The organism is Veillonella sp. 27098_8_77, from assembly GCF_041431535.1.
Taxonomy (GTDB): Bacteria; Bacillota; Negativicutes; order Veillonellales; family Veillonellaceae; genus Veillonella.
Genome location: NZ_JAPVXW010000016.1, coordinates 1 through 13,863, shown reverse-complemented (window position 1 = coordinate 13,863; position 13,863 = coordinate 1). Strand labels below are relative to the sequence as shown.

9 protein-coding genes are annotated in these 13,863 nt (G+C 42.9%); all 9 read right to left on the bottom strand.

Annotated elements, in window-relative coordinates; translation table 11 throughout:
* Nucleotides 1-3 precede the first annotated feature (3 nt).
* The 9 genes from carB to O3617_RS08355 all read right to left on the bottom strand — a co-directional run bounded on the left by carB (nucleotide 4) and on the right by O3617_RS08355 (nucleotide 13,753).
* A complete protein-coding gene (gene carB, locus O3617_RS08395) occupies nucleotides 4-3,204 on the bottom strand; it encodes a carbamoyl-phosphate synthase large subunit (protein WP_371449540.1) in 3,201 nt (1,066 codons plus the stop codon).
* 1 nt (nucleotide 3,205) lies between these two features.
* The gene (gene carA / locus O3617_RS08390; RefSeq protein WP_301834508.1) at nucleotides 3,206-4,273 is read right to left on the bottom strand and encodes a glutamine-hydrolyzing carbamoyl-phosphate synthase small subunit; all 1,068 of its coding nucleotides are present in this window, start codon (nucleotides 4,271-4,273) and stop codon (nucleotides 3,206-3,208) included.
* Nucleotides 4,273-5,559, bottom strand: a complete 1,287-nt coding sequence (locus tag O3617_RS08385; protein WP_371449539.1) for a dihydroorotase — start codon at nucleotides 5,557-5,559, stop codon at nucleotides 4,273-4,275. The genes carA and O3617_RS08385 overlap by 1 nt, the downstream gene beginning before the upstream one ends.
* A complete protein-coding gene (locus O3617_RS08380; protein ID WP_005377928.1) occupies nucleotides 5,543-6,493 on the bottom strand; it encodes an aspartate carbamoyltransferase catalytic subunit in 951 nt (316 codons plus the stop codon). The genes O3617_RS08385 and O3617_RS08380 overlap by 17 nt, the downstream gene beginning before the upstream one ends.
* Before the next feature lie 289 nt (nucleotides 6,494-6,782).
* A complete protein-coding gene (locus O3617_RS08375; RefSeq protein ID WP_371449538.1) occupies nucleotides 6,783-9,692 on the bottom strand; it encodes an ATPase in 2,910 nt (969 codons plus the stop codon).
* A gap of 4 nt (nucleotides 9,693-9,696) precedes the next feature.
* On the bottom strand, nucleotides 9,697-10,644 hold the full coding sequence (gene whiA / locus O3617_RS08370) for a DNA-binding protein WhiA (RefSeq protein ID WP_371449537.1): 948 nt from the start codon (nucleotides 10,642-10,644) through the stop codon (nucleotides 9,697-9,699).
* A 12-nt stretch (nucleotides 10,645-10,656) separates the two neighbouring features.
* Entirely contained in the window at nucleotides 10,657-12,006 is a 1,350-nt protein-coding gene (gene yvcK / locus O3617_RS08365; RefSeq protein ID WP_371449536.1) for a uridine diphosphate-N-acetylglucosamine-binding protein YvcK, read from the bottom strand.
* Between the two features lie 11 nt (nucleotides 12,007-12,017).
* Complete coding sequence (rapZ, locus tag O3617_RS08360) at nucleotides 12,018-12,929, bottom strand: RNase adapter RapZ (RefSeq protein WP_038125210.1); 912 nt, start codon at nucleotides 12,927-12,929, stop codon at nucleotides 12,018-12,020.
* Nucleotides 12,930-12,940: 11 nt separating this feature from the next.
* Entirely contained in the window at nucleotides 12,941-13,753 is an 813-nt protein-coding gene (locus tag O3617_RS08355; RefSeq protein ID WP_371449535.1) for a Cof-type HAD-IIB family hydrolase, read from the bottom strand.
* Nucleotides 13,754-13,863 lie beyond the last annotated feature (110 nt).

Here is a 13,863-nt window from a genome sequence, read left to right as displayed (position 1 = left end):
GTATTACTCCAATTCAAAATCTTGCAATGCTTCTACATTGTAGTTAGCATCATCTTTACGGTTCGCTACAACGCGCAATACTTCACGAGCTGTATCAAGACTTGTTAAGCATGGTGTACCCATTTCTACAGCAAGACGGCGCAATTGGAAACCTTCACGTTCAGGACGTTTACCTGCTGTCAATGTGTTAAGTACGAGATCGACTTTGTCTTGACGAATGTGGTCAGCACAGTTGTCTTCGCCTTCATGAATCTTATTAACAACCTTACAGTTTACGCCATGTTCAATAAAGTATTTACCTGTACCACCAGTTGCTTCGATGTGATAACCAAGGTCGATGAAACCTTTTGCAAGTTCACAAGCCTCTGCTTTGTCGCGGTCTGCTACGGTCATAAGAATTGTACCATCTTCTGGGATACGCATGTTGGCGCCATTGATAGCTTTAAACAATGCTTCAGAGTAAGTACGACCAATACCCATTACTTCACCAGTAGATTTCATTTCAGGTCCAAGAGCGATTTCTACAAGGCCCATTTTAGAGAAGGAGAATACCGGTGCTTTTACAGCCACGTATGGTTTATTAGGTACAAGACCTAAAGGTAAGCCTAAATCTTTTAAGCTTTCACCAAGAGCAATTCGAGTTGCACATTCTACCATATTGATACCGGTAACCTTAGAGATGAATGGTACAGTACGGCTAGAACGAGGGTTAACTTCAATTACATTAAGTTCGCCATCAGCCACGATGTATTGAATATTAAGAACGCCCTTAACATTAAGGCCAATTGCGATACGACGTGTATAATCTACGATTTGATCGATAATTTCTTGGCTCAAATGTTGTGCTGGATAAACTGCCATGGAGTCACCAGAGTGAACACCGGCGCGTTCGATTTGTTCCATAATACCAGGGATACATACGTCGGTACCGTCAGAAATAGCGTCAACCTCTACTTCCATACCAACCATGTAACGGTCGATAAGAACTGGATGCTCTTTGGATGCTACTACGGCTTCCTTCATGTATAGGTCAAGTTCTTTATCGTTGTATACGATTTCCATAGCACGACCGCCCAATACATAAGAAGGACGAACGATCAATGGATATTTTAAGTTCTTAGCTGCTTCTTGTGCTTCTTCATCAGATGTAACAAGAGCACCTACTGGACGAGGAATACCAAGTTTAGCAAGCAATTCGTCAAAACGTTCACGGTCTTCTGCCATATCGATACTATCTACAGATGTACCGAGGATTTTTACGCCACGCTTAGCCAATGGACCAGCCAAGTTGATAGCCGTTTGACCACCGAATTGAGCGATAACGCCAGCTGGTTGTTCTTTATCGATGATTTCCATAACATCGTCCACTGTTAATGGTTCGAAGTATAGGGAATCGGAAATATCAAAGTCTGTAGATACTGTTTCCGGGTTATTGTTGATCATAATAGATTGGTAACCCGCTTTGCGAAGAGCCCAAGAGGAATGTACGGAGCAGTAATCGAATTCAACGCCTTGACCGATACGGATAGGACCAGAACCAAGTACGACAACGGATTTTTCACCCAATGGTTTAACTTCGTCTTCTTGTGCGTATGCACTGTAGTAGTACGGTGTTTTGGATTCGAATTCTGCAGCACATGTATCTACATATTTATAAGTTGGAAGAATATTCCATTCTTTGCGTTTCGCTTTTACTTCTTCTGCAGTTGTATTCGCATAGCGTGCGATAACAGTATCAGGGAAGGAATAGCGTTTAGCTAAACGCAACACATCTTGAGTCAAACCATGTTCAGTTAACGCTTTTTCTACATTGACGATATTTTTGATTTTTTCAATGAAGAATGTATCGATTTTAGTAATGTAGTGGATTTTTTCTACGCTAATTCCCTTACGAAGTGCTTCAGCCACAACGTAGATACGTTCATCATCTACTAAATGTAAACGTTCAATCAATTGTTCCATGGACTCATGAGCGATTTTCTTAAGCTCAATGTGGTCTAAACCGATTTCCAAGGAGCGGATAGCTTTCAATAAAGAACCTTCCAAGGTACGGTCGATAGCCATAACTTCGCCAGTCGCCTTCATTTGAGTGCCCAAGGTACGGTCTGCCAAATTGAATTTTTCAAATGGCCAACGAGGGAACTTAGTTACTACATAGTCAAGTGTTGGTTCGAAGCATGCTTTTGTTTCGCCTGTTACAGCATTTGTAATTTGATCCAATGTCATACCTACTGCAATTTTTGCAGCTACCTTCGCGATTGGATAACCAGTTGCTTTAGACGCCAACGCAGAGGAACGAGATACACGAGGGTTTACTTCGATAACGATATATTCGTTACTATCTGGATTCAATGCGTATTGTACGTTACAACCACCTTCAATTTTCAAATAGCGAATAATATCTACAGATGCAGTACGAAGCATTTGGTATTGAATATCGTTCAATGTTTGGCTTGGTGCCACAACGATGGAGTCACCCGTATGTACGCCTACAGGGTCGATATTTTCCATGTTACATACGATGATACAGTTATCTGCACTATCGCGCATTACTTCGTATTCGATTTCTTTCCAACCTGCAACGGAACGTTCCGCCAAGATTTGGTGAATTGGTGAAAGTTTCAAACCACGGCGTGTGATTTCATACATTTCATCTTCATTATGAGCGATACCGCCACCAGTACCACCCAATGTGTATGCAGGGCGGATGATGATAGGATAACCGATGCGATTTGCAAAGGCTACAGCCTCTTCAAGGTCATTGAAGATGTCGGATTCAGGAACTGGTTGATTGATTTCCTTCATCGCTTCCTTGAAAAGTTCGCGGTCTTCTGCATGTTTAATAGCTTCTAGCGTTGTACCAAGTAGTTTAACACCATACTCTTCGAGTACACCTGCTTCAGATAATTGAACGGCCATATTTAGACCTACTTGGCCACCCAATGTAGCCAATAAGCCCCAAGGGCGTTCTTTTTTAATAACTTCTGTTACGAATTCAAGGCTAATAGGTTCTACATATACACGGTCTGCAATATCTGTATCTGTCATGATTGTTGCGGGGTTAGAGTTAACCAATACTACCTTGTAGCCTTCTTCACGAAGGGAACGGCACGCTTGTGTACCAGCATAGTCGAATTCTGCTGCTTGGCCGATAATAATTGGACCAGAACCAATTACGAGTACTTTTTTTGCTTCTGTGGTCATATTATTTTCCCTTTCTCATCATATCTTCAAATTCATCAAACAAATATAGGTTATCAGTAGGTCCAGGGGACGCTTCTGGATGGTATTGTACGGAGAAGATTGGTAATTCTTTGTGGCGCATACCTTCTACAGTACCATCATTCACACTGCGATGTGTGATTTCAATATAATCAGGCAAAGAAGAATCATCTACGGCAAAGCCATGATTTTGAGATGTAATATATACACGGCCGGTACGAAGATCTTGTACAGGGTGGTTAGAACCACGGTGACCAAATTTTAGTTTAAATGTAGTGCCACCGTATGCTTGTGCCAATACTTGGTGCCCCATGCAGATACCAAAGATTGGTTTCTTACCAAACATTTTCTTCACTTCTTCTACTGCATAACCTAGATCTTGAGGATCTCCAGGGCCATTGGACAAGAAAATGCCATCAGGATTAACAGCGAGTACATCTTCTGCTTTAGAGTCTGCTGGGAATACAGTTAAACGGCAACCAGCAACCTCTAAGGAGCGAAGAATATTTTCTTTTACACCATAATCCATTACAGCCACATGGAATTCTGCATTTTTATCGCCACGCATGCCTTGCCATTTTGTAGTGACGCGCATAACTTGGTCTGTAGGCAATTCTTGTTTAAATAATTTTTGAATATCTTCCATCGGATAATCAGCACGCACAAGTACGCCTTTCATAACACCATGGTTACGAATAGTACGCGTAATAGCACGCGTATCTACATCATAGAGGCAAGGAATGCCATGTAGACGTAAATATTCGCTGAACAGACCTTCATTTTGCCAATTGGATGGGAAATCACATAGTTCACCTACGATAAAGCCTTTACAGTAAGGTTTTGGACCTTGTGTAATAGCATTTAATGTGCCATAGTTACCAACCAATGGATATGTTAATGTAATGATTTGATCCGCATAGGATGGGTCAGTCAAAATTTCTTGATACCCAGTCATGCCCGTGTTGAACACGACTTCGCCCACTGTTGGAGCGCCGCCCAATAGGGAACCTTCAAATACGGAACCGTCTTCCAGAACTAATTTGCCTTTCATTATAGGACCACGCCCTCCTTCATAACGATATTACCGTCTACAACGGTAAGTTTTGCTTTACCAGTAACAGTCATGCCATCAAATGGGCTGACTTTACCTTTTGTATAGAATTTATTTCGATCTACAGTCCATTGTTCCGTAGTAGAGAATACTGTAATATCTGCTGGTTTACCAACCTCTAGAACACCTGCATCTAGATGCATCAACTCAGCTGGGCGCGTACTCATGTAGTACACCACTTGGTCGATGCTAAGTTTATCTGGACCGTAAGCATTTGTAATAACACCAGCCAAGGATGTTTCAAGACCGCTAAATCCGTTTGGAGCACAGCAGAATTCGTGGTCTTTTTCTTCGAATGCATGTGGTGCATGGTCTGTGATGATAGCATCGATAGTGCCATCTTTCAAACCTTCTAGCAATGCTTGACGATGATCTTCGGAACGAATTGGCGGTGCCATTTTGAAAGCCGGATTATAGTCGCGCAAGTACTCATCAGTAAAGGATAAATGTTGGCTTGTTACTTCACATGTTACATTAAGTCCTTTCGCCTTTGCACGACGTACCATATCAACCGTATTTTTACTACTTACATGAGCGATATGAATATGACCACCAGTCATTTCCGCTAATAAGATATCACGAGCTACAGCCAAATCTTCAGCTACAGCTGGGCGGCCGATAACGCCCATTTCATAGGATACGAAACCTTCATGCATATGACCATTTTTAGTCAAGCTAATATCTTCTGCATGGTCGATAACCATTTTATTAAACATGGAAGAATATTCCAATGCACGGCGCATGAAAGCAGCGCTTTCTACATAGTGACCATCATCAGAATACGCTACAACGCCAGCTTCAGCCATATCGCCTAATTCAGCAAGTTCTTTACCTTCTAGATTCTTGGATACAGCACCGATAAATTCTACTTTTACTACGCCTGTAAGTTCAGCTTGTTTTTTCAAACCTCTTACAAGAGCCGCATTATCTACGACTGGTGTTGTATTCGCCATAGTCACGACGCGTGTAAAACCACCAGCAGCTGCCGCTTGTGTACCAGAATGAAAATCTTCTTTTGCTTCTTGGCCTGGTTCGCGCAAATGTGTATGAATATCGATAAGGCCCGGTGCTACGATAAGACCTGTTGCATCATATACTTCAGCACCATCTGCACTTAAATTTTGACCGATGGCTGCAATTTTACCATCTTTCACGAGAACGTCTGCTACTTCATGTTGTTGTTTTGCCGGATTGACTACCGTACCATTTTTAATAAGCAAGCTCACTACCGTCACCTCCATGAATTGTTAAGTACAATACAGCCATACGAACGGATACACCATTGCGTACTTGTTCTTGAATTACGGATTGATCCCAGTAGGCTACATCTGGGGAAATTTCAAGGCCACGGTTCATTGGGCCTGGATGCATAACCATAACATCATCTTTTGCTAGGCTTAATACATCTTTATTGATACCAAAGATACGCGCATATTCGCGATTTGTTGGATATAGAGCAGAGTGAATGCGTTCTAATTGAATGCGAAGTACATTGACAACGTCTGCATCTTTTACAGCTTCACGCACATCGTGATGAATGGTAACGCCCATTTTTTCAAGCTCAGGATAGAGCATGGTGCGAGGACCTGCTAAGTGAACGTCGGCCCCCATTTTAGTAAGACCGTAAACATCGGAGCGAGCTACACGGCTATGCATGATATCGCCTACGATAACAACTTTTTTACCTTCTAGTGAACCTTTGCGTTCAATGATAGAGAACATATCGAGCAATGCTTGTGTTGGATGTTCATGGGCACCATCGCCAGCATTGATGATGATAGGATCAACGGCTTTTGTCGCATAAAGAGGAGCCCCTTCTGCGCTGCTGCGCATTACGATAGCATCCGTCCCCATATAGGACAATGTTAATAATGTATCGCGGAAGCTTTCACCCTTACCCATAGAGGAACCACTTGGTGTAATATTGATTACATCTGCCCCTAAATATTTACCTGCTAGTTCAAAGGAACTACGCGTACGTGTACTAGGTTCCATGAATAGATTGATAATCGCCTTACCTTTCAAGTAAGGGATTTTTTTGTCATCAGACAAAACAACCTTCTTCATCTTTTTCGCTACATCTAGAATCAATTTAATCTCTTCAGGTGTAGCATGTTGTAACCCTAACAAATGTTTGCCATGCAAGCTCACTTGTCCCATGATTGCCTCCTAACCGTATAACAAAAAAGACCTCTTGCCCCAGGGCAAAAGGTCGAATAGTTTGCACAAAGAAGCCCTTGAGGGCGCTTCAACTATATGTCCTTTTTTAGCCTCTCTGGACCAATTTAAAAGGGATTTTGTAATGCTACAGTATCTCGTACTGTATATTGCACTTATCTCTATTCATTGTACTGAAATTACCTGTGAAAGTCAATGTAATTCCCATGAAGAAACACAAATCGGATGCCCTAATGGACATCCGATAAAGTCTGCGAATCAACCGATTACTTTACTGTTGTTTTCTCGTCAATTGATCAATGGATACAGCATTTTGTGTTGTATCTTCATCTTGATCCACATTTGTATTCACATCATTCAATTCAGCAAAGCTACGACGTTTACCACCTTGTGCTGCAATACGCGCTGCTTCACGTTCTTCTGCCAATTTTTGACGTGCAATTTCTGCGTTTCGCTTAGCGATGATTTGTCGTTGTGCAGCTAAGCGGATTTCTTCAGCCCGTTGAGCTGCCTTTTTCTGAGCTTCCCGTTGAATATCAGCACGACGGCGCGCTTCTTTGGCTTGTTCTTGTGCAATTTCGTATTCACGGTATCGTTTTTCTGCCAATTGACGAGCTTCTTCAGCTTTTCTAGCCGCTTCTGCTTGTTCCTTCGCAATACGTTCACGCTCTGCTTTACGTGCCGCTTCTGCAGCGCGGTTTTCTTCGCGGATGCGAGCTTCTTCGGCTTGTCGAGCTGCCTCAGCAAGACGTTCTGCTTCTGCAATTCTTGCAGCTTCAGCCTTACGGGCCTCTTCAGAACGGCGTGCTTCTTCGGCTTTACGCGCTTCTTCAGCCCGTTTCGCTTCCTCTGCAATGCGTCGTTCTTCCGCCTTGCGTGCTTCTTCTTCGGCTTTCGCAATTGCTGCCAAGCGAGCCTCCTCAGCTTGACGAGCGGCTTCCACTCTACGAGCCTCTTCTCGTTGACGTGCTTCCTCAGCCTTACGCGCTTCTTCTTGAGCTCTCGCAATCGCTGCTAAGCGCTCTTCCTCAGCTTTACGGGCAGCTTCTTGACGGGCCATTTCGGCCTTACGCAATGCTTCCTGACGAGCTTCTTCGGCTTTTCTAGCCTCTTCAGCGCGTTTTGCTTCGGCTGCAATTCGATTAGCCTCTGCTTTGGCTTCTGCAGCCTTGCGTTTTTCCTCGGCCTGACGAGCCGCCTCTTGACGCGCCGCTTCTGCTTTTCTAGCCGCTTCTTGGCGTTCAGCTTCATTTTTAGCCGCTTGTTCTGCCGCTTTGCGTTCTGCTTCAATGCGTGCAGCCTCAGCTCGTTGTTCAGCCAAAATGCGTTCTTCTTCCGCCTTACGCTGCGCTTCTAAACGTTGTGCTTCTAATTTAGCTGCATACTCGCGAGCTTTTTGCTCTGCTGCTTCTCGAGCGGCCTGTTCTTTCTGAGCCTTTTCACGAGCTGCTTGTTCGGCTGCTATGCGTTGTTGTTCAACTTTAGCGGCTGCTATGCGGGCCTCTTCTTTAGCCTTTTCTTCTGCTGCAATACGGGCTGCCTCTGCTCTTGCTGCATCAGCCTTAGCCTTTTGTTCGGCTGCGATTCGTGCTGCCTCTGCTTTTTGAGCATCAGCCTTAGCTTTTTGTTCCGCTTCCATACGAGCCGCTTCTGCCTTAGCCGCATCATCTTTTGCCTTTTGCTCTGCTGCAATACGTACTGCTTCCGCTTTTTGAGCATCGGCCTTGGCTTTTTGTTCAGCCAATTGTCGATCAGCTTCCGCCTTAGCACGTGCTCGTTCAGCAGCAGCATCAGCTTTTGCCTTAAGTTTAGCTTGTTCCTCTGCATCTCGTTTATCAAGCTCAGCCTGTCTATCTTGAACCGCTTTATGAGCAGCAGCTGCCTTTTCAGCCGCTAATTTAGCTGCCTCTGCTAATTGATGCGCTTGTTCTTCTTTTTGCGTCTTCGCTGCTACATATTTTTCTTCAATAGCCACCTTCCTAGCTGCTTCGGCGGCTTCTTTTTGCGCTTCTGCTTCTAATGCACGCTGACCAGCTTCATTGGTCGCCAATACGCGCGCATATTGAGGGTTGGCTAAGGCTTCTGGAACTAGTAAGAAGCGAACCGGTAAATTCGAAGCACCAGCCGGCATGAACTCGATGGTCAACGTATCGCCACCGTAATAGTTCCCCATGTATCGAGAATCTAATACAGTATTATGACCTAATGCCATCAGTCCGTCATCACCACCGATGTGATAGGTCATACTTTCACTAGGTGCCTTCTGCCAACGACGTTGTGCTTTCACAGTAAAGGAACCAGAATAACCACCGCCTAATGGATTGAAATAGAGACGGAAAGGGTCTTCACCGCTTGTAGGAATTTTAACGGTATAGGAAATACCATAGTTCCCAGCATCCTTTACATAGGCCTTATTATCAAGCTCATCTACACCTTCTACAAAACGGTCTTCTCTATCATTGCCAAGTTCTACATAGGCGCCACCAAGTGTGGTATTATACTCTTTTGTTACCGCCATTTCTCTTTCAGCGCCGGTGAAAGTACCACGCAACCGCACATGGTCGATAGGTAAATTATTCACCCAATACGAGGACTCAATGGAGTTCAGATTCATAGGAATCATCATAACTCGTGCAAATACAGGTGCACTCGTTTGCAAATCTACGATACCTGTAAATAGAGCATCTTTAGGTATTGGAGAATGTTCTAAATCTGTAAATACGAGCTGACGACTTTTAGGTGGCATCACAAAAGAATAAAGTGGCTTATCAGACAATGGTTGCTCTAATTCCTTCCGTGATAAATCACGGCCTGCTGCAAAATAGTCTGGCGTTGCAATGGATTTTAGTTCACGAAACACGGCAATACCATTCGGCTCATTACCTGTATTCTCTAAAATAATAGCAATCTTATGGGGCTCTGCCATTTCATTTACATGGTAAAAGTAGATACGCCCCTTCCCATTTATACTACCAGCACTTAAAACGCCACCTACAGGACCTACATATTCAGGACTATCGGATAATAACAATGTATCCTTCTGCGCTTGTAATTCCGCTGGTAATGGAGTAAATGAAAAATATCCTATGGAGTTCAAATCAATATCGCTTGCCGCATGACCTGTTAATGCTCCCATAACTGCTAACATCGTCGCTAGCTTATATGTTTTCTTAAATAACATAATATTAAACCTCTTCCAGCCCCATAGGATCATATGTAAGGGCTAATGCTTCTAACTTTTTTAAACGATGTCCAATACCCGATTTAGATAAGGTACCATTCATCATTTCTTCTAATTCTTTTAAACTTGCTTCCGGATTATTCCAGCGCAATCTAGCTACAATTTTTAACTTATCCGGCAATGCATCAATACCTATATGCTCATCTAATATACGAATGGCCTTCACTTGGCGCACCGCTGCATCTACGGTTTTTTGTAAATTGGCAGTCTCACAATTTACCTGACGATTGATCTGATTTCGAACCGTTTTCATGATGCGTACGTTTTCAAATTCCATTAATGCTGACTGTGCGCCCATGACCTGCAAACAATTCGTTACGGCATCCCCCTCTTTAAGGTACACCACGTATTCTTCTTTACGCTCTGTCAGCCCTGCATGAATGTGAAATAATTTCAATACATATACAATCTCTCGTGCAAAATCTTCGTTGCCCGTCATAAACTCGAGATGATAATCACTTTGTGGTTTATTAACGGATCCACCCCCTAAAAAAGCACCTCGTAAGAAGGCACGTCGTGCCTCCATGGAGTGTAACCACTTCCGCGGCAACTGCTCAGTAACAGGCCACAGAGCCAAGTCTTCTAAGGCTTGACGCCCCTCTTGAGATGGATCCACCGTCAATGTATACATATTCTTTTTCCGCAAATTCAAACCTTGACGCACCATAACATGGGTCGGCAATTCGTATTGTTTTTTCAGTATGCCTAGCAAACGTCTAGCCACCGCATTATTAGCAGTGGCTAGTCGTATACCGATAGCTCCATTCATACCGAGCAATAAGGAACCACCCATGCGCAATAAGCAGGATGCTTCAATCTTCATGGCCACATCGGTATCCGTTTCAGGCTCATAGGCACATAATTCATTTTTTACATCTTCTGCAAAAGACATAGGTTTTCCTTTCTAATGATCAGCACGGCGTAAATAATATTCTAAAACACGTGGTTCCATATCTGATTTCATAGCATATATGATATCCATAAGGACCTTACCTAAACGTTCTGGGTCATGAATAGCCGGTTTTTCTTGACTGATGAGCGTTGCTCTAACCGTGCGAATCCCCATCTCTTGTAAACGCTTAGAATCGATAGCCACAGGTTCCGATCCAACTGCGCTATACTGTTCTACCATTTGAATTGGCAAAGGTCCATCATTGGCGAGAACCGTATCGATGATGCCTACCCCACTATGGTCGATGATAGCTTGTACGTGATCAGCCAATGTGTAGCCTGACGTTTCACCTGGTTGTGTCATTACATTGGCAATGTAAATTTTATTGGCCTTACTAGCACTCACATGGTCCGCGATTTTGTCGGTCAATAAATTAGGAATGATACTTGTATAGAGACTACCAGGTCCTAAAATGATAACATCCGCTTCATCAATGGCGCGCAATGCAGCACCTTCTGGTTTTGGATGTTCTGGACTACTAAATACACGTTTAATTTTCTTTCCTGCGTGTGGAATATTACTTTCACCATCAACAACAGTGCCATCAATGAGCTCAGCTCGAAGCTGAATAAATTCTGTAGACGACGGAATGACACGACCACGGACACGCAATAATTTACTCGCTGCCTCGAGAGCCTCCTCTACATCGCCATCATAAACCTGTGCTAACGCCGTGATAAAGAGATTCCCAAAGCTATGACCTGAAAGCTCATTGTCCCCTTCAAAACGATAGCGGAAAAGGTTTTCCATAACCCCTTCTTGTTCCGCAAGGGCCACGAGACAGTTGCGCAAATCGCCAGGTGCAATCATTTTAAAATCTTCCCGCAAACGACCGGAAGAACCGCCATCATCGGCAACCGTAACGATAGCCGATAAATTGGATGTGTGAGCTTTCAAACCACGCAATAAATTAGATAAGCCCGTACCACCTCCAATAACGACGATTTTAGGGCCTTTATCAAGGCGGATATTTTGAAAGATAATATCCGATACCTTGCTAGATGGGTCCGGTAAAACCGCACGGATAATGGTTTTAATAACCTTGCTGGTACCAACTAAAATCAAGATAGCCGCGATACCGATGAGCACGGCACCCACTAACATTAACACATTGTAATTATAATATCCCGTTAAGGAATAGGAATAGGCAAGAACAATGTCCTCTATATACGATAACCATTGATAGTTAAATAAGAGTGAAATGCCTATGATTAATAAGCCAACTCCTAAGCTATAGAGAGCAAGCCAACGTTTTATATTGAGGCCCGGAATTAACCACCGGAACCAACGTTTTCGTAACATATAAACCTCTTTTAATCCCCTAGATCTGCTTGATGTGGATTAAAATCTTCTTCCACATTATTTTTCATCATATCCCGATGTTCTACGGTGACACGATAACCTTTTTCTAATAAATGAGCATACAAAGCCTCTGCCATGGCAACGGATCGGTGCATACCACCTGTACATCCAACGGCTACAATAAATTGTGCTTTACCTTCCTTCTCATAATTAGGCACAAGGAAATCCATGGTATTAAAATAGTGTGTTTTAAATTCATCCGTTACGTCAAAGGAGTGAATATAGTCGTTAACAACTTGTACGCGCCCCGTTTTATGACGGTATTCTGGAATATAGAACGGATTTGGCAAGAAACGAACGTCCCAAATCATATCTGCATCCAATGGCAAGCCGTATTTAAAGCCAAAGCTAACAACAGTTACCGACATACCGTGTTTATCCGCCACTTGAGTAAAGCGTTTTTTCAAGTATTCCTTTAAGGATGCGGTTTTCATATCTGTTGTATCGATAATATAATCTGCTTTATGGCGCACAGAATCTAGAATTTGACGTTCTTTTCTTAGGCCTGTTGTAATGCGCCCACTTGGTGCGAGTGGATGACTACGTCGAGATTCTTTATAACGGCGAATCAAGGTTTCATCGCTAGCATCCATGAAAACGATTTCATAATCTACCTTCATCTCTTTCAAAGTCTCTAACGAAGTAGATAAAGCCTCAAAGAATTCGCCGCCACGAATATCGACAACGAGGGCTACGCGATTGGTACGGTCCCCACCTTGACGACAAATTTCACTCAGTTTCGGAATTAATACAGGCGGAATATTGTCTACACAGAGATAGCCCATATCTTCTAATGCCTGTAATACCTGTGTTTTTCCAGCACCAGACATGCCAGTTACGATTAATAAACGAAATGCTTCCATACCTTACTCCATTATAATAAATGTTCTTCAATCCAATGAGCTACGCCATCTTCATTATGATGTCCACATACCTCACGGGCTACCGATTTTACATGATCTACAGCATTTTCAACGGCTACTGAGTACCCCGTTTTAGATAGCATAGATATATCATTTTCTGCATTACCAAAGGAAACAATATGCTCTAAGCCAATTCCATATTGCTGTGCTAACTGCTCTAACGCATCGCCCTTAGATACATGAGGTGCAATGATTTCTAAAAAATCCTTTTGGCTCCGCACTAACGTAGCCGTATCCCCTACAACGGGCCTCAATGTATCAATGATAGAATCTATGTTTTCAACAGTATCTATAGCAATTAATTTATTCGGCTCTTGTGAAAGTTCATACAACGAATCGCCTAAAAATTCAGCTTTAGCCCCCGTTTGACGTTCATATACATCCGATTGCCAATCCTGATGATGACACAATAGATAATCATCTACATAAGATTGAATATGCCATCCATATTGACTAGCTATGTTCCAAATGCGTTGCACCGTATCTAATGGCACAGTCCGCTCAAATAGCTTACGACCTGATTCCAATTCTTGTATAAGACCTCCAGAAAATAAAATCATTGGCACATTACCAAGCTGCAATGACATGCCAACAGGCTTTGCCGTTTGGTACATACGACCTGTCGCAATAGTGATACGAATGCCTTTATCTTGTAATCGATGCAATACATCCTTAGTATACTCTGACACCATGTTATCACTACGCAACAAGGTTTCATCACAATCGATAGCCACCATCTGAATATGTGAAAAAGAAGGATTCATCAGCCGACCCCCTTATATAATTACTGTATTTATCTATTATACCATTTATAAGGGGTACAAAAAAAGAGACTCCCGAAGGAGTCCCTTTTATATTTGTAACTATCAAATTA

Excerpts from the sequence above, each read along its gene's own strand:
- yvcK (WP_371449536.1), bottom strand. The coding sequence starts at position 12,006 with ATGTTACGAAAACGTTGGTTCCGGTGGTTAATTCCGGGCCTCAATATA.
- O3617_RS08380 (WP_005377928.1), bottom strand. The coding sequence starts at position 6,493 with ATGGGACAAGTGAGCTTGCATGGCAAACATTTGTTAGGGTTACAACAT.
- O3617_RS08375 (WP_371449538.1), bottom strand. The coding sequence starts at position 9,692 with ATGTTATTTAAGAAAACATATAAGCTAGCGACGATGTTAGCAGTTATG.
- whiA (WP_371449537.1), bottom strand. The coding sequence starts at position 10,644 with ATGTCTTTTGCAGAAGATGTAAAAAATGAATTATGTGCCTATGAGCCT.
- carB (WP_371449540.1), bottom strand. The coding sequence starts at position 3,204 with ATGACCACAGAAGCAAAAAAAGTACTCGTAATTGGTTCTGGTCCAATT.
- rapZ (WP_038125210.1), bottom strand. The coding sequence starts at position 12,929 with ATGGAAGCATTTCGTTTATTAATCGTAACTGGCATGTCTGGTGCTGGA.
- O3617_RS08355 (WP_371449535.1), bottom strand. The coding sequence starts at position 13,753 with ATGAATCCTTCTTTTTCACATATTCAGATGGTGGCTATCGATTGTGAT.
- carA (WP_301834508.1), bottom strand. The coding sequence starts at position 4,273 with ATGAAAGGCAAATTAGTTCTGGAAGACGGTTCCGTATTTGAAGGTTCC.